Origin of the sequence: Arthrobacter sp. NPDC056691 (assembly GCF_042791415.1) — a bacterium.
Taxonomy (GTDB): domain Bacteria; phylum Actinomycetota; class Actinomycetes; order Actinomycetales; family Micrococcaceae; genus Arthrobacter.
This window is the reverse complement of the sequence record NZ_JBHTXX010000017.1, coordinates 13,166-30,633: the sequence shown is the minus strand read 5'-3', so window position 1 is coordinate 30,633 and position 17,468 is coordinate 13,166. Positions and strand designations below refer to the sequence as shown.

Here is a 17,468-nt window from a genome sequence, read left to right as displayed (position 1 = left end):
TTGGAACTTCCGGCCTGGGACCGACCAGGGAACGGGCCGCGAACATCACCATCTTGTGCTGCCGCGCGCAGCACAACACCAGAATTGGAGTTGGATCGTTGAGCATCACCATGACCACGAAAGACCCTGATACGGCGCCTGCCGACGTCATCAGGGACCGCGGGCCCAAGATCAACTGGCGGGTCCTCATCATCGCAGCAGCCATCACCCTGGGCTTCTCCATCTGGGCGATCATGACGCCCGGTAACGCCGAGGACACCATGAAAGCGGTGGTGGGCTGGACCGCGGAAAACCTCGGCTGGGTGTACGTCCTCACCGTTACTGTCGTGATCGGGTTTGTCCTGTGGGTGGCCCTGTCCAAGGTGGGCTCGATCCGGTTGGGTCCTGACCACTCCCGTCCCCAGTACAAACTCTTCACGTGGGTGGCCCAACTGTTCGCTGCCGGTGTCGGCATTGACATGCTGTTCTATTCCGTGACCGAACCCATCACCCAGTACATGTCTCCCCCGTCAGGCCAAGGCCAGACGGCTGCCGCCGCCCAGGACGCCGTGGTGTGGACCATGTTCCACTATGGCATGGCCGGCTGGGCCATGTACTCGCTGCTGGGCATGGCCATGGGCTACTTCGCCTACCGGCACGGCAAACCGCTGTCGATCCGGGCCGCTCTGTACCCGCTGCTGGGCAAACGCGTTCACGGCGGCGTCGGCGACACCATCGACATCATCACCCTGGTCGGAACCGTCTTCGGCGTCGCCACGGCAATGGGCATCGGCGTCGTGCTGCTGAACGTCGGCTTCTCCATCATGTTCGGCCTCGAGCAGGGCCTGGCACTGCAGATCGCACTGGTGCTTGTCGCCGTCGTGCTGACCATCGGCGCCTGCACCTCCGGCGTCGACAAAGGAATCCGGTGGATCGCCGAACTGAACATCTGGAGCGCCGCGGCGCTGCTGCTGTACATCCTGGTGACCGGCAAGACTTCCTTCCTGCTCAACTCCCTGGTGGAGAACATCGGGCAGTTCATCGTCACCATGCCCGGCCGCACACTCCAGACATTCGCCTACGAGCACGGCGGCTCCGAGTGGATGGGCGGCTGGACCCTGTTCTTCTGGGCCTTCTGGCTCGCCTGGGGCCCGTTCGTCGGCCTGTTCCTGGCACGGATCTCCCGCGGCCGGACGCTGCGGGAGTTTGTGATCGCCGCGATCACCGCCCCCGTCCTGTGCGACTTCCTGGTCGTGAGCATCTTCGGCAACAGCGCCATGCACGAGGTCCTGGGCGGCAACAAGGACTTCGCCAAACTCGCCATCGAAAGCCCGGAACAGGGCTGGTACGCGCTGCTCGGAATGTTCCCCGGCGCCCCGCTCCTGATCGGGCTGGGCACCTTGTCCGGCATGCTCTTCTACCTCACCAGCGCCAATTCCGGCGCGATGATGATGTCCAACTTCTCCTCCACCATCCCCGACCCCTCCCAGGACGGGCCCAAATCGCTGCGCATCTTCTGGGCCCTGGTCACCGCCCTGCTGACCATCGCGATGCTGGTCGCAGGCGGGGTGAGCACCATGGAACACGCCACGCTCATCTTCGCCCTGCCGGTGACCATCATCGCCTGGCTGGTCATGGCCTCCTTCACCAAGGCCCTGCGTATTGAACGCGCCCAACGCGAAGGCCGGGTACTGCGCCGACGGTCGACGGCCGCCGACGGCGGGCACGCCCCGGAGCGCACCTGGCGGCACAGGCTCTCCGGGCTGCTGTCCTACCCCTCCAAGAAACAGGCCGCCCAATTCATGGAAGAGACTGTGCATCCGGCCCTGAACGAACTTGTCGGCGAGTTCACCAAGCAGGGCCACGAGGCAAGCCTGGACATTGTCCCGAACGACCGGACAGGCATTTCCAGTTACGCCCTGGTGGTCAGCGTTCCGGACCACCCCGACTTCCTCTACGAGGTCCGCGCCGTGGAAGCCCCAATGCCCGTGTTCGGCGGGCGGATGTTCCCGGAAACCGAGATCTACTACCGGGTGGAAGTCTTCACCCAGACCGGCTCGGAAGGCTACGACCTGATGGGCGTAACCCACGAGCAGATGATCGACGACGTCCTGGCCCGGTACGAGGCACACCTCGGCTTCCTCACTTACCTGAACCAGCAAGACGGCGAGAGCACCGGCATCCGCGTCGAGAACTGACCCGGTCACCTCACGGGCCAGTCAGCAACGGTTGCGCCTTCGGGAAGCTCTGTAGCGTCATGAACCCCGGCGCGCGCAACTAACCCGCATGGTGGGCGACGAATTCGCTGCCCACCATGCGGGTTGTGTCGTTGCATCCCGTTCGTGCCATTCCCTGCACACCCGGCTACCGCGATTGAAAGTGTTCGCGACGGATGAGTGACCCGATCCGCAACGTGGGCACCGACGCGGCTGCAAGTTCCAAGGCCGTTAGGGGCGATACGGTGCCGCCAGGGCCGGTACCGTAGGGGCAACATCCACCGGTCACACTGTCAGACACCCGGTAGGCCCCAGCGACAGAATCTGATGCCGATGACCTGATATCGGGAGAGGCGTCCCCGCCGGTACCCTCACTGCGTACGCGACGGCCTTGACGGCCGAAGGAATCCCCGAGTTTGTTCTCCCCGCGGCCCCTGGCCCCGGAAGGCTTCCCGGCCGACTTTTACACTCCCGGATGCACGGCGGCATGAGAGAAGGGAGGGTGTCATGCTGAAGGCATGAACGACGGGCAATAGTGCCGGCACAGCGGGAAATCCGGGACCCAACCGGGGGCCAAACCTGCCGGGCATCCCACGGCCCAGCTAGCCGTTTCTGTCTGGCTACGACCTGGGCGGGCCGGAAGACGGTATCGAAGACAAGCCGGCGGACGGATCCTGGCCCGCCAAGGTTTAGACGCCGGATTTGGCCAGCAGGGCATCCACCATCGTGAAGAACATGGTTCGGTGATCGGCACCTGTCGGGTCCGTCAGATATTGAATGGCCGCCCCGTCGTAAATCATCAGGAAAGACCTCACAAGCATGGGAAAGCCCATAAGGCACTCTTCACTGCTGTTTTTGGCCGCGGAGGAGAAGATGTTTCCCAGCTCTGCTACATAGGCCGGATAGACTTTCGCGGCCAGCGGACTGGCGGGGGCATTGCGTGTTGCCCACAAAATCATTTCAATCTCAGCAAGAATGCTTGCCGGCTCCTCCTCCAGCGCACGCCAATAACCCTCGGCTACTTGCTCCACAGCCTTACGAAGTCCTAAGTCGATCGGGGCGACGTTGGAAAAAAGACTCAGGTTTTTCAGCCAGGCCTCCGCGGCTGCCTCCATGATCTCGTCCTTGCTATTGAAGCAATAGTGCGCGGTCGCCAAAGGGGCATGAGCCTCCTTGGCTATGGCCCGGACCGTCACCGCCTGAACGCCCTCGCGACGCATTAGGTCAACCGTCGCCGCAATCAGCTGTTCTCGTCGTTGTTCAGCGGGTATCCGCATCGCGCACTCTCCAGTCTCCCGTTTCCGGCCCAGCAGGGGCCATCCCATAAGACTATTGTCTTACCCCCTTGTCCAGAACCGTTGACTGGAACAGATGTCCCCCAGCCCAGCCGGTTCAGCCTCGATGTCCTTGCGCCGAGCTGTCATAACGCCCAAGATGGGCCCCGTATAGCCTTCCAGGTGGGACGGGGCCCATCGTTGGCCTCGTTAGGCTCGGGTGACGGTGAGCATCACGTTGGGGCAGGAGTCCGCGTACCGGATCAATGCCGCCTTTTCTGCGGCGTCCACCCGCAGCCCCCAGCGGATCTTAACTGCGGCCCACTGGCCGATGTAAAAGCACTTGTTTGCCGGCGGCATCCATTGCTCGGGGCCTTTGGCCTGTTTGGCAGAGTTGAGCGCAGACGTTTGCGTGTTCAGCGTGCGCGCGTCCCCGAGGTCGTTGTAGAAAGCCACCCGCCGCGCCTGCGACCAGTATCGGGCGCCGGAGCCCCACGCCTCGGCAACGGGAACGGTGTGGTCGATCTGGACCGTTGTTGGCGAAGTGTGGACGCGGTTATCCCATGTAGTGACCCATCGTCCGCGGGTTACGGTGCATGAGCGGCTCGAGTACGTCAGGGCAGCTTTCGTTTCCTGGATCAGGACTTCATGGCGCGTGTTCTGGCAGTCGCCGTTGGCGTCCTTCCAGTCACCGAAGTAGCGGGCCCTGTCGTAGCCTGCGTTTACCTCGGGTGTGACAACGAGGGCACGGACGGCAGTCCGCAGAGGCGCCTTATACACCGTCACGGCCTGGGCCGGGCCTACGAACCCGGTCAGCAGGAGCGCGGCGGCGATGCCGAACGCCGAGAATGTTCTTGCAAGCGTCATTGCCCGCGCGGTCTTGAATGGCCCCGTTGTTTGGGCGCGGCTGTACTCGGATTGGTTGACCATCGTGGTTCCCCCATATAGCTCTGAATCTGGCTGCCCGATTAGGGCGTGAACTAATGGTGCCATAACGGACGGACAACAAAGGCGACACACCGGCGCTAATACTTGACTTCTGCACACTTTCAGTCCGTGTGGAATCGGTGGCGGCGCCTTCCTGCTCGTGTGCGGTCTGATCCAGGGCTTCTCAAGCCTCGGAAGCAGTTGCGGTGCCCCGTTCAAGAAAGCAGTCGTGGCCGGGCAGGTCCAGACGTCCGATTGGTGTCGTCCCTCTTATCGCGGAAGGCGCCGTGTCGCTTTCTGCGGGTACCTAGTCGGCGCCGGTCCGGTGTCAGGCCGGAGCTGTCCGCGACAAGTTCGTCACGCTTGCGCGCCCGGCTCTGGGACGCCCTCGGCGTGCTGGGCGCCCTTCGTTCGCCGCTGGGCAACTTGCCTGGCCGCGACTTCAGCTGCGGACGGCTGGTGTGCCCCGTTGGTCAGCGCGAGCCCCATGCCGAATAGCCCGAAAATGAAGCCCCAGACCACGAGCCGTTCGTAAAGGCCAGCCAAGCCCCATTGGAGGTCCAGACTGAAAAACACCCGGGCCAGTTCAGGGACTCCGAATCCAATCGCCCCGACAACGCTGATGGCAGCAAGGCCAAGAATGGCGAAGGCTGTCTTTGGCCGAGGTTTGAGCCACAGCAAGCCCAGCGTGATGAGCGTCGCGACTGACCCGACAACGACGATGCTCGTACTCACGACATGCCAGAAGAGCAGATAGTCTTCCGGGAAGGTGCCGACGCCGATTAGAGCCACCCCGGTCACTCCTAAGGAAATCCGGACCGCGGTCGTGAGCCCGTGCAGCCGATCGAGTTCGCGCCCATGATTATTCTTCGAATCGGACTCTTCTATGAGTTTCGGGAAGAGGCCACCCACGCGGAGCACCGTGGATGTGATCAGCGAGGCCGCGACGAGGGCGCCCACGCCGAGGACCATGAATGAGAGGTCCATGATCACGAATGACGAGCCGCAATTGTTGGCGTTGTCGCAATGTCTGGCTCCCAGGGCACTGATGACGTTATACCGGTAGTCATAGTGGTTCCAGGTAAGGTGCACGAGGTACTCAACAGCAAAGTATTGAAGGGCGCTCTTGGCTGCCCATGAGCCGATGATGTGTCTGCTGTCGGCGGCGCTTGGGTGGCGGTTCGTCGACCAGGCCCCGAGCAGTCCAATATTGGTGTCAGCGACGCTGTCCATGACGATGATTAAGGCACCGTGACGATCCAAATACAAGCGGGTGGGCAACAGCTGAGGTCCCTGAACCAGCAGCGGCCCCACGGGTCTGACGGAAGCCATCAACAATGTCCGGGCACCGGCCGTGGCCAAGAATGTGAATGGCAGAGTTATCTGGCTCGTTTCTCGCAGGGCTAATCCCGATGGAACCGGCCATTCTAAACTCGCTTCTGGCTTCCTCTCTTCAGGCGGAAAACTCGGCTCTGGCCTCCGGTTTCCGGCGAATCGTACAGCCGTGCCGGGTCAATCGAAGCCGCTGGGAGCGATGACTTCCCATTCCCCGAAAATTTCCAGACCCGCTGATGCTGCCAGGGTTTTTGAGGCGTGGTTTTCCCGTTGGCACCGATATTGGGGTTCGTACCCCTGATCGAAGGCGTACGCGCTGATCGCACGTACCACTCGCTTGGCATGGCCGTTTCCCCGGAACGCCGGAAGGGTAAGAATGCCGATGTCTGCAATGTGAGCGCCTTCCCAAGGGTACATGCTGGCGGCGCTGACCAGCTGCCCATGGTCCAAGCAACCAAATACTGCCCAGTGGTCGAGTTCGACGTAGGCCTCAGCCAAATCCCGTTCTGGGGCAGCTGACTGAAACTCCTCAAACAGTGCACCGTCCCGGCCCCGAAGCAGGTGCCTGACACCTCCTGCGTCTTGTCGCAGCAAATCGGCCTTGGAGGGGTCAGGATAGTAGAAAAGGCAATCTGGGCTGTGCAGCCTGATTGCCCCGACCTTTAGGGCTAGCCTAAATGCCGGCTCCGACAGCGGTCGCCGTTGATGAAGGTCGAGTTTGTAGGCCAGCGCGGGAGTCAAGGCGGCCATCACCTTGCCTTCGTTCGTCCTCAGTACCGTGACGCGCCGTTCATGGCTGAGCCTGGGATTAATGATCAACCGAAAGGAATCGTCGTCGCTAAGGACGTCCCCATTATCAAAGGGAGTTCGCCAAAATTCATTTACCGTTCTCGAAAACGACGTCATGTTCACCCTTCCATCCTTTTTCTCGAGAGTAACCGTCGCGGCAGTTCAGGTATTGCGTAATTCATATCCCAGGACGAACTGATCTGTCCTGATGGCTTAGGTCAGGTTGCGATTTTAATTCCGCCCAGACAGGATGTCACCTGACTTTGTTCATAGACGGAGTATCCTACCGCTCAGGGAACTGGCCCGGGTTGCGGCTTCCAGGGGTCTACCCCCTGGTGGCTGTGTTCCGTTCTGGAGAACGGACTCATGCTTGTGCTGCACTGGGCCGCTCGTGGTGTCGCCGGCAATCGAGGCCGTCCGAGAGATCTAACGGATTAAAAAGGTTCATCCTCCCCCGGCCGTCCGAAGGGCGCCATCGACGGGGCCGTGGACATGCCGACCTGCTGTCAGGGGCGGTGGTCTTTGTAGTCAACCGTTTCGCGTCTGGTTGCTGCGCGGGGTGCGCAGGAATGTATTGACTTTGGTCACTGCCTCGTGGCCGGCCACAAGCAGAACGGTCCCGGAGGGAAGGACGACGAGGACGACTGAAGCCACCGCGGCCCACGTCGTCGACGACGAGAAATCTGGCCTTCCCAGTTCGTCTATGGCCAGGTGAAGTATTTGGACGACGCCGGGCAGCGTTACCTCCATGAGGTACCAGCCGGCGAGGGCCAGTCCTGGTATGTACAGTGCGAGGTAGCGGCGTGCCCAGCTGAGTTCTTTCGGTGTTGCCTGGCCGAGTACCTCGGTGTCCTCAGTGGTGGGCTTCCCCAGCCAGGAGTGCAGCACTGCGGTCTTGGTTCGCCAGAGTGTACGGGAACCGCTGAAGGTGGCCAGGACGGCGTAAAGATCGGTGCGCATGAAAAGGGCGGATTGGGCTGTGAGTGCGGACAATTGAAGGACGACCGCCATCCGGATCCAGGAGATCGCCATTTCGCCGAGGCGCGGTCCGGCTGCCTGACAGATGATGAGCAGCAGCCCTGTTATTGCTGCATCAATGGTGATCCCGGCGATGAGCGGCCGGTACCTTTGCCGCCGAGGCAGGCTCCACAGACGCGTGAGGTCGGTTTGCGCCGTGACGAAGTACATCCGGCGGCTGATGGACAGCGTGCTTCGAACCCCTTCGGACGCGGCAGCCAATACGTGAGCCGCTTCGTGGAGGACGGTGCAGAGGCATGAAATCACGGTAGCTGTCAGGAGGCTCACCAGGGGTGATCCCCCGACGTTGAAATCGGCGGGGGACGGACGGAGATCCGGGTTTCCAATGATGAGCGCGGCTCCCGTGAGTCCCAGCCCCACTTGGGCCCACGTCCCGGCGGCGCCAAAAAGCAGGCGACCGGCCCGGGCACCGCGTGGTGCTTTTTCCGGGCGGTGCCGTGCGAGGGGTTGCACGAGGACGTTCTCGTCTTCGAGCTGGCGGAGGAAGGAAGCGACGTCGACAGGCTGTCCCATGAGCGTGGCGGCACGGGCCTCACAATCGGCGACACCGGATCCGGATTGGAGCCACGTAAGGATGAGCGCGCCGATTTCAGGTACATCGACGTACACGCCGCTGATGCTGCTGCCAACGATGTAATTGGTTCCGTCTTGGACGATCGATATGTCGCGGAGCCGGTCGTCGGGAATCACGGTGTGCCCATGGGTGCTGACAGCACGGCGGCCCGTGGGCAGTAGGGGCATGCTGGGTGGTTCGTCCAGCGTTCGGAGTGCACGGACATTGACTCAGCCAAACTTATCCAGTGATATGTGGCGGCGGCGACGGGGAGCTCGTACTGGCTGATGTATCGGAGCGCCTCCAGACTCATCAGGCCCGACAAAATTTGGGCGACGGGCCCTGTTCCGCGATTTACAAGATCAGGTTGAAAAACCAGCCGGGACTGGAGCGGGTGGTCCCGACCCTCCAGGTTTGCCTGTCGGTGCAGCTCAAGGCACATCCGGCAGGCAGAGCCGCCAGGGTCGACCGACCAGTAGAACAGCGTTGATTGCTGCAGTCCGCCAGTAACAAAGGGCACACCCAGTTCCTGGCAGGCGGCGTTCACCAGCAGTTGAATATCGGACGGGCTGTCAATGGCGAGTATGACGATATCCGTTCCGGCCGCCAGTTTCAGAATCTGATGGACTGTGGTTATCCGTTGGTTGATTCCCTCGACGCAGGTGCTGTGCGAGTACGCCCGTGCCCACTCTGTAGCAGCGTCGACCTTGGGAAGGCCGATGGAATGTTCGCCATAGCAGAACTGCCGGGCCAGGTTCTTTTCCTCCACAGTGTCCTCATCGACGATGCGGATTGATCCGACCCCTGCGCCGACGAGGGCCTGGAGTATGCCACTGCCGGCACCGCCCGCGCCGAGCAACAGCACGTGTGACGCCGCTATGTCGCGTTGAAAGTCCGCGGCAGAGCGGTCAAGGTCGCTGAACAGGTCAAAGAAGTGCAGATTGCTGGCCTGCCGGGTCTGCACGGGCCTTGGAAGGCTGTCGCGCGTTCCAGCTTCGTGCACGAGCGCGAGTCCGTTCAGGACTTCAACAGCAGCGACGACGTCGTCAGCGCTCCACGAGAAGCCCTGCTCCTGCATTCGGGCAGCGACCTGCGTGATGGGGCGTCCATCTGTAAGCAGATGGAGAAGCTGGCTGATGCTGCCGTCGGGATCCTCAAGTTCCACGCGCTCGTGGGCGCGGCGATACACCAAGACGCCGGTATCCGTTTTGACGACCGGCACAGACTTAAGTTGGGGACGTTTCATCGCGGTTCCTGAAAGTTGACTCTTTTAGCTGGGGCATGTTGCTGACCCGACAGCACGGGTCAGCAACATGTCTTTGACGGCTACAAGCCGCCTTCCTGACGCGGATCGGGATGGGGACGGGTCGCCTGGATTCGCTCGACTTTTACAATTGTGATCTTCATGGCACACCTCCTTTCGATCGTGTAGGCCATACATCGAGGTTGCCCTTTACCCGCTTTCTGGTCATCGGTAATTCGACGTATATGGAGCTGCCGAAAGATTTAGTTGGAGGTGTCGCCGGAGTCGCCAGCGTTTATATGACCGTGCCGGATCGGGCACAGCCACTCACCTGAGTTGGCAACGAACAGAAGTTGGTCATCTCCTACGCTGGGGTGCTCGCGTCTGATCTCGCGGTAAGACCCACGATGGAACTCGGGGCGGCAGCGCCAGACAAATGATCCCGAGGCCGGCCACGGAACGATATGGCCTTATGCGCAGTGCTTCGAAGCTCTAAGGTGTGAACACGCGTGGCCGCGGGGAGTCACAGCCGCGGCCTCGCGCAGGACGAAAGGAACGGCACTCGATGAGGTACAGGCGCAGTCCTGGAGCGCAGCAGTGATAGCAGGACGAGCGAAGGAACGGCAGATCCTGTCTGAGTTGGCAGCCTCCACCCGTCGTGGAAAGGGCCGGCTCGTCCTCATCTCTGGAAGCGCAGGAATTGGGAAGACAAATCTTTTGGAGTGGTTCGAATCGCAGTGGACCGCCGATGAGGGTGTGGTTCTGGGCGCCAAGGGAGCCCCGCTGGTAGGGAAGGAGTTTCCGTATTTGCCATGGGAGCGGGCCTTTGAATCACCACGTGGATGCACGGACGCGGGATTGCTGTCCGGTTTGGCTGCCGTTGGTAATCTCCTCGGGCATCCTTCAGGGCGTTTGAAAGTGGCTTCGTTTTGGGGCGACCTGGTTGACGTTGCCGACAGTAAGCCGCTCCTGATTGCGCTGGATGACGCGCAATGGTTTGACGCCTCGTCACTGGCACTTCTGGGCGCGGGGCTGGAGGAAATACCACGTGCCAAGGTCCTGGTCGCCGCGGCTTTTCGTCCGGCCGCCGATCACTCGTCTCGGCTGAGCAGGTTGCTCCCCGAATGGGAGCGCCTGGAAATGTGCCACCGGCTCCGTCTGGGCGCATTGGACGATCCGGCGATCGCGCAGCTGCTTCAATCGGTCACTGACGACAAACTACGTGAAGAGATTGTCGTCCGCGCGGCGGGAAACCCGTTCTTCGCTCTGAGTTTGCTCAGTGGCGCCACATCGGGCCACGAAGTCGGACTCTCCGAGTCCTTTGTCGAGTTTCTGCTGGCGCAGCTTCACCATGCGGGCCCCAAGGTGCAACAGATCATCGAGTTCGTTGCCCTAGCGGGCAACGAACTCGAACTGCAAATACTCACCCGCGCACTGGGAGGAAACGAGCACAAGACTGAAAGCCAAGTGCTTGCAGGCGTACGACAAGGAGTCCTGAAACTGCGGCACGAAGACGGGACGGTGGCCGTTGCCCACGACCTGATCGCCGAAGCGGCCCTTCATACTCTGGGGCCGCTTGGCCGACGCGAAATTCACCGGGCACTCGCCGCCGCCTACGCTGAAGTTGGCGGCGGTCACGGATCCGCCCTCAGAGCGGCCCAGTGGTGGGCTGCCGGCGAGTGGGCCAGCGCATTTCCTGCGTACGTCGAAGCCGCCCGGGAAGCAGAAACCATTGGCGCCTATCCCGAACAATGGGCGAGCCTTCGGCGCGCTATTTCCGCAGCTGACCAGTTAGCTACCACCCATCAAGGGCCCGACGCCCGTCCTCTGCTGCCTGTGGCGGCGGAGGCAGCCTATCGTTCCGGAGAAGCGCAAAGTGCGGTAAATCTGGCAAAGCGGTTCCTCGAAGGCACAGTATCGGATGAGGTCGCCAAGGTGAATGTACTTGAACGGCTGGTGCACTACTTACGGTGGACCGGTGACGGCCGGTCCGCGCTGGACACGGCCCGGCAAGCAGCCGGTTTAGTGGCAGAACAGCAGGTGGACAACCAGACGAAATTCAATGTCTTGGCCACATTTGCCTCCGTTTTGCTCGTGTCGGGTGCCCATGACGAAGCCCTCAAGGAGGCGCTTCACGTCCTTGAGGCATCGAAGTCGATTATCGGCCGTCCGGAACTCACTGAGGTCAGGGCCAACCTGCTGATCACGGCGGGAGTCGCAAAGAGCCTCGGTGGCGATACTGGCGGGGGGCTGGCACTGCTCGATGAAGCCCTCCTGCTGGCACGTAGAACGCCCGGCGGAGAAGCGGAACTGCGAGCCCTCAACAACCAGTCATTCGTCCTTCAGGGCGAAGGCCGCTATGAGGAGGCAGCGAGCAGCGCCCTGGAAGGCATTCTGCTGGCCCGAGAACGGCATCTGGACCGAAGCGTCAACGCGCTCCTCCTTGCGAATCTTGTCGGCTGTCTGGAGACTCTGGGACGCTGGAGCGAGGCGATGAGTCATGTAGACGACGGATTGGCAGCCAGCGCTGCTCCCGAAGTACGGGCCAGCCTGCTGGCCAATGCCGCACACATCCTTGCATTCCGTGGAGAAACCGAACGGGCGCGGAAAGCTGCGGCTGATGCCGCGCACGAAATTGTCGGGTTGACTGCCGTGGGAATGCAGGCCCAGATCGCGGTCGCCGCCGCCGACGTTGAACTCGCGGCCGGATCCGCGAGTGGCGCCCTGAGCATCGCGATACAGGCGCTGTCAGACCGGGTCGAGTCCGACGACGAAGTCGACATCCTTAACCTTACGGTCCTCGGCCTTATGGCTTTTAGGGCGGCCCGGCATCTACTCCCAGAAGACAGCGCTAGAAAGCATCGAGCTTTTCTTACGGATCAGGTCGTCACCGCTGAAGGCAACGCCGACAGCCAGTCACATGACCGGTTGCGCTCGGCTTGGGTCGCCACGAGCCAGGCGGCCGCGCACGCTGCGGACGGTCTTTCCGCCACATCAGAATGGCAGGCGGCCGCTTCCCTTTGGAAGGACCTCAACGTCCCTGTGTGGCTGATCCGATGCCTTATTGAATCCGCCGAAGCCGACGCCCACCATGACCGGCCCCGCGCCACCAAAAGACTTTCTGAAGCCGCGCAGGCCGCGGTCAAACTGGACGCACCCATCCTCATCAAAGAGGTTCAAGCCCTGGCCCAGAGGGCAAACCTCCGGCTCGAAGGACCGCCGGCAGCGAAGCAGCCGCCACTGCCGGCTAATCTAACCCCCCGTGAACATGAAGTCCTCATCATGGTGTCAAACGGAGCCACCAACCGGATGATCGGACGTGCCCTGTTCATCTCCGAAAGAACCGCCGGCGTCCATGTATCAAATGTCCTTCGCAAACTCGGCGCGAAAAACCGCGGAGAAGCAGCAGCCATCGGCTACCGCCTCAACCTCACGAATTGACCAATACCTCTACGAACTCAAGGGCTTAACTATAATGTGCCTACCAAGCTCCACGGGGTCGACATACCAACCGATGGTGCCGGTGAGCACACGCGATACTGTGTTCTCCATCAGTACTGGCGTGCCAGCATCGGCGACCGACCACAGTTTACTGAGCCACACAATCGCATCCTGTGGCGGTTGTTTACCGGTGAAAAGTGCTGCGCAATACGCCCTCGGTTCCCCTCCCCCGTCCGAGACCTCCAGCGCAACCTGGTACGGAAGTTCCTTATCCTGAATGTGTTCCAGCGGGGCGCCGGGTCCATCCTGCGACCACGCTTCATTCCACCACGTCACAATCTTCTCGACGTTGACATTATCGATCCGATAGACAATTACCCACGACTCACCGTTTACCCGCGACTCATCGTTCTCGGTCATGACATGCCTTTCTCATGGCTGGATAACCGCACGTTCGCTGCTCCGCTAAGGAGACACGCCGCAAGCCAAGGCTGAGCGTCAGCCAGTGCAGTAAGTAGTTATGTTGGACGCTGACCAGCCAATGGTCAACCCGTCTGGGCTTGGCGCGCGTTGGAGCAAATGCAAATGCGAGGGACACAGCCTGTGAGTGCTGAGAAACCAGAGATTGGGAGACCTTCTTGGGGCGTCTCTGACCACGCCCGTGCAGTCAGCGATTCGGTCAGACCCTCGGGGCGGAGTCCAACCGATGCTGTGCAGGTGTTCCCCACATGCCAGGCTCCCAGAGGGCGATGGTGCTGATCTCGTTTGGCGATGTCATCGAGCGGACCTGCAAACGCGCCGGGCTGCCTAACGTCGGCCCGCATCGGCTGAGGCTTGCATTGGCCGGTGAACTGCTCCGGAAAGGCGCAGGTCTGGTGGCAATCAGTCAGGGCCTTCGTCACCAGGATCTGGCCACGACCGCCCCCATACCAAGGTCAACCTGGACGCGCTACGCCTGGTTGCCCTGCCATGGCCGGAGGATGTGCGATGAGCGCGTTGGAGCACGATCTCGCGGACTACCTCCAACTGCAACGACCGCTCGGACACGAACTCGCCTGGCCCGATGGGCACAGTGCCGCAGCACCTAAATTTCTTGAATGCTCCTAATACGTCGAATTACAGATGTTCGAAATAGAGACCCAGGACAAACTTGAGATATCGGACGACCAGCAATAAAGAACAGAATTCCCCGTGTCGGACTCGTATCACGGAACCTGTGCGAACGCCCGATGAATTCAATTTACATTGCAATTAATTTATAAGGAAATTCAATGTATGCCATCTCTCCAGCCATGGGTGCATCCACTTTGTACCCGCCATGCCTGACCCGAAAGGAACCTTCATGAACATCAAGACCATACTGGTCGCCCCCGCGATGATCGCCTCGGCGCTGCTTGCCGGCGGCGGCCCTGCCTCGGCAGCAACACTGACCCCGACGAGCACGCAGGCGTCCCCCACATCAACGCCGATGTCCATCAGTGACGGTGTGCTTATCGGTTACGATTCATCCCGGTCCTCAGACGGCAAGTTCAGCGCCGGGTCGGCGACGTGGACGCGGAGCAGCAACCAACTCGTGACTTCGCTTCATGTCTCCACGCCATACATCTTTGTCGCTGCACGGGGCACGGTCACCGCGACGATCTACGGAGACACTCCATTGGGCAAGATCCCGCTGTGGAGCGTGTCGCACGACCTCACGGCCTGCGCCAAGGCCGACTTCACCTGCTCGTCCGATCCTTCCGAGACCTGGACCGATTACCCGAACTACTGGGACGCGCAAAGGATTCAGATGTACGGCTCCTCAATGGAGGTCACCGCCTCAGTGAGGTGACGCACAGAGGGCAAAAAAGGGGTGGGCCTGAATGCATTTCAGGCCCGCCACTTCTTGGATCAGGGCCAGATTCACCACTAGGTTTGAAAGGGATTAACCAGCGTGACACGAGAAGAAGCTTATGCCAGTTGCCCTTCGGACTCGTACGTGGAGTTCTACGCGGGCCGGTGGCTTATCGTCCCCCTGGCACCGGTTCAGCAGCCCTCCTTTTTCACCTGCCTGCCCGGCGGAGACGGACGGCCAGCAGAGACAACACCTTAAGTGTCATCCGAGTCGGGAGCTCAAAGTGGCTTCCTCCCACTGCACTCACAGAAGGCCCCTCCCCTTGAAATCGCACAACATACGTTTGATCGAGCCGGGACTGCCCCGGCTTTTGTTGACTCGGGGTCTTAGACCGCTGTGAGCGCAGTCCGGTTGATTGTTTCCTATTCGATGGGAGTGAGTTTGCTCAGCCGTCTTTGGCGTCGTCGGCGGTGGTAGGTCCTGTCGATCCAGGTTGTGATGGCCACGGTTGAGGACGCCAGAACTGAACTTGATCTCACCTGGGATGCCTCTACGACTTCCGAGCAGAGGAACGCCTGTACCGGTGCATCGCCAAGCTGCTGGACCGGCTCATTGTCCTCACGGCCCGGTCCGGCAGTCGCTTGCCGTCTGGATGCCGATCCTGGCGCTGGCGGGCCCGGACGTTCCGCAGGAGACACTCTCCCACTAGCTTCTGATCGTGGCCGCATGACCACATTAGGATGAGGTCATGTGGGACTCGGCCGCGCAGGTATCGGTGCTGGTAGCCCTAATCGGCGTTATCAGCGCACTGTCCGTCGCTCTGCTATCCAAGCGTCACCAGCGGGAGCATCAGCAACGCGAGTCCATGCTGAAACCGTCGGAAGACTTCGCCCGGAAGACTATCGAAGCTCTGGCGGCCTTGAGGTATATCAGCCCTCCGTCCATAGACCCAGAGCCGCACCAGGTGCACCGGAATGAATCGCTCCTGACGAACAAAGAGGAGCGCGCCAAACGGATAGAGCGCTGCGAGGTGGCCATCGATGCGGTACGAGCTATCCGCGCCACCATGCGGCTTGTGTTCCATCCTCAATCGTCGGTAGCGGACTCATCCGTGTATGTGATTCGGGAACTCCGCCAGTGTCTGGAAGCCGCGACAAAATATTACCGGGGCGCTGATCTGTCCGGAGCCTCAGAGCACTGGAGGGAAGGCGAGGGGAACATCCTGCGCACGAGTTACCTTGACTTACGCAGAGTTATCTACAATGACCTCGACGTACTCCTCAACGACGTGGCCGCCCGGATGAGACGGCCTCTCCGCATACATTCACGTTTCCAGCCGCAGAAGCGCCCGCCACAGTGGGTGCCGCCCCCCGGACCAGAATGAGGCCCAACCTGACACCACAGGTGCCGAACGTAGGGCACTGAGGCTCGGGATCAAGGGCCACCTGGCCTGGCTGAACGCAGTCCGGCAGGAAGCCAGGCGGCGGAACACGCCCGATGTGCTGGCTGGGCAGGAACGCATCGTACTCCCCAGGATCGACGCCGCCCGCCAGCGGATCGAGATCCTGGAGGAACCTGACCCCGTGATTCACGTATTGGCCCATACAGACCCGGAGTCTACCCGGTCCCGCTGGGACCACATGTCCCTGGCGTAGCAGCGGCACGTCAGCCAGGCACTCGTACTCCCCTGCATCAACCCGGTACCGCCGGCAACCGCGGGCGGCACGGCGTTGACATCGATCGGGTCGGCCTCGCTTGGAGATCACTTCCGGCGACGTGAAATGCACCCCTGTTAATCCACAGGCTAACTCGGCGCAAGGCGGATAGACCGGCGGATGCGGCCTGATATAACAGGTGGGTCAAATCCCGCACCTGACCAGCAGAAATACTGAAAACCACCTTCCGGCGAGTCGACGAGAGCCACCGTCTATCGACGGCCAGTCATTGTTCAAAAGGGAGGTGGATTCTCACTAGGCAGGATCGCCCCTGTTTGCCGAGCCCCAGACGAGGCCAGCGAAGCCGGCCCTGCCGACAGCGCCGGCGGCGTGAGCCACCTAACACGATCGGCAACCGTGGGCGGGCCTTGGTTTTACGTCAGCACTGCTCAGTATTCTGCTTGTATGTTCAGCTCTTTCATGTCACGCGCTAGCCGAGAGGTTGCTCCAGCTCCCAACCCGGATCATGCATGGAAAACGCTCTCGTTGGTGAACGAGTGGATCCGGCACGAGGATGCGAAGGCCGGAGTCACGCTCGCTTTCACAGGAGCACTCGCCACGATGGTCTTCAACCTCAGCACGGATTTTCACCAACGCACAACGACCTTCGACTTTCTCGTCGCGTCTGCCTGCGCCCTTTTGGTCCTGACAGCCGCACTGTGCGGATGGACCCTTACGCCTCGGGTTAACGATAGGGACGCCGACCCGGAGAACTACGCGGACCACTTCCAGCGCCAGAGATCCACGACCAAGGAGTCACCATGAAGAAGTTTGTATTCCTCGCGCATGGCACGATGGAGCGCACCCCGGAGTTCCTGGAGGCGCAGCGGGTGTGGTGGTCCTCGATGCAAGGCCATGTCATCGACTCCGGCAACCCGCTGACCAACGGACATGACGTGACCGCGACCGGCGGGGTTTGCTGAGATCGCTGCCGACCTTCCTCCGGCAGTGGGCTATTCGATCGTGCAGGCGGAGTCGATGGAGGAGGCGGTCTCGCTGCTTGAGGCGTGCCCCATGGACATGTGGGTGTACGAGGCCATGCCGATGTAGGACACCCGCCGGCGGTGCCGTGACGGGAGCCAGCCGGCTGCCGGTTGCGCCGGCTGCCGGAGCCGCCGGCGCAA

13 protein-coding genes are annotated in these 17,468 nt (G+C 61.3%); 5 read left to right on the top strand and 8 right to left on the bottom strand.

Annotated elements, in window-relative coordinates; genetic code table 11:
* Window positions 1-110: 110 nt before the first annotated feature.
* Entirely contained in the window at window positions 111-2,177 is a 2,067-nt protein-coding gene (gene betT, locus ACFRAU_RS14525; RefSeq protein ID WP_378000440.1) for a choline BCCT transporter BetT, read from the top strand.
* A gap of 707 nt (window positions 2,178-2,884) precedes the next feature.
* On the opposite strand, the gene ACFRAU_RS14520 is transcribed toward betT, so the two are convergent.
* The 6 genes from ACFRAU_RS14520 to ACFRAU_RS14495 all read right to left on the bottom strand — a co-directional run bounded on the left by ACFRAU_RS14520 (window position 2,885) and on the right by ACFRAU_RS14495 (window position 9,357).
* Complete coding sequence (locus ACFRAU_RS14520; protein WP_378000439.1) at window positions 2,885-3,472, bottom strand: TetR/AcrR family transcriptional regulator; 588 nt, start codon at window positions 3,470-3,472, stop codon at window positions 2,885-2,887.
* Between the two features lie 207 nt (window positions 3,473-3,679).
* Entirely contained in the window at window positions 3,680-4,399 is a 720-nt protein-coding gene (locus ACFRAU_RS14515) for an HNH endonuclease family protein (protein ID WP_378000438.1), read from the bottom strand.
* 354 nt (window positions 4,400-4,753) lie between these two features.
* Window positions 4,754-5,728, bottom strand: a complete 975-nt coding sequence (locus tag ACFRAU_RS14510; protein WP_378000437.1) for a DUF998 domain-containing protein — start codon at window positions 5,726-5,728, stop codon at window positions 4,754-4,756.
* A gap of 180 nt (window positions 5,729-5,908) precedes the next feature.
* Window positions 5,909-6,637, bottom strand: a complete 729-nt coding sequence (locus ACFRAU_RS14505; protein ID WP_378000486.1) for a GNAT family N-acetyltransferase — start codon at window positions 6,635-6,637, stop codon at window positions 5,909-5,911.
* A 411-nt stretch (window positions 6,638-7,048) separates the two neighbouring features.
* Window positions 7,049-8,299 (bottom strand): hypothetical protein, encoded by a 1,251-nt coding sequence (locus ACFRAU_RS14500; protein ID WP_378000436.1) that lies wholly within the window; start codon window positions 8,297-8,299, stop codon window positions 7,049-7,051.
* On the bottom strand, window positions 8,245-9,357 hold the full coding sequence (locus ACFRAU_RS14495) for a HesA/MoeB/ThiF family protein (protein WP_378000435.1): 1,113 nt from the start codon (window positions 9,355-9,357) through the stop codon (window positions 8,245-8,247). Before ACFRAU_RS14495 ends, ACFRAU_RS14500 begins: the two co-directional genes overlap by 55 nt.
* 594 nt (window positions 9,358-9,951) lie before the next feature.
* Between ACFRAU_RS14495 and ACFRAU_RS14490 the strand changes: the two genes are divergently transcribed.
* The gene (locus ACFRAU_RS14490; RefSeq protein ID WP_378000434.1) at window positions 9,952-12,795 is read left to right on the top strand and encodes a LuxR C-terminal-related transcriptional regulator; all 2,844 of its coding nucleotides are present in this window, start codon (window positions 9,952-9,954) and stop codon (window positions 12,793-12,795) included.
* Window positions 12,796-12,804: 9 nt separating this feature from the next.
* Here the strand turns inward: ACFRAU_RS14490 and ACFRAU_RS14485 are convergent, their stop codons facing one another.
* The gene (locus tag ACFRAU_RS14485) at window positions 12,805-13,215 is read right to left on the bottom strand and encodes a hypothetical protein (RefSeq protein WP_378000433.1); all 411 of its coding nucleotides are present in this window, start codon (window positions 13,213-13,215) and stop codon (window positions 12,805-12,807) included.
* Window positions 13,216-14,137: 922 nt separating this feature from the next.
* On the opposite strand from ACFRAU_RS14485, the gene ACFRAU_RS14480 reads away from it, so the two are divergent.
* From ACFRAU_RS14480 to ACFRAU_RS14470, 3 genes are all read left to right on the top strand, one after another.
* Window positions 14,138-14,626, top strand: coding sequence for a hypothetical protein (locus tag ACFRAU_RS14480; RefSeq protein ID WP_378000432.1), 489 nt, complete (start codon window positions 14,138-14,140; stop codon window positions 14,624-14,626).
* A gap of 751 nt (window positions 14,627-15,377) precedes the next feature.
* Complete coding sequence (locus ACFRAU_RS14475; RefSeq protein WP_378000431.1) at window positions 15,378-16,013, top strand: hypothetical protein; 636 nt, start codon at window positions 15,378-15,380, stop codon at window positions 16,011-16,013.
* Between the two features lie 1,092 nt (window positions 16,014-17,105).
* Entirely contained in the window at window positions 17,106-17,267 is a 162-nt protein-coding gene (locus ACFRAU_RS14470; protein WP_378000430.1) for a hypothetical protein, read from the top strand.
* 30 nt (window positions 17,268-17,297) lie between these two features.
* Here the strand turns inward: ACFRAU_RS14470 and ACFRAU_RS14465 are convergent, their stop codons facing one another.
* On the bottom strand, window positions 17,298-17,468 hold the full coding sequence (locus tag ACFRAU_RS14465) for a hypothetical protein (protein WP_378000429.1): 171 nt from the start codon (window positions 17,466-17,468) through the stop codon (window positions 17,298-17,300).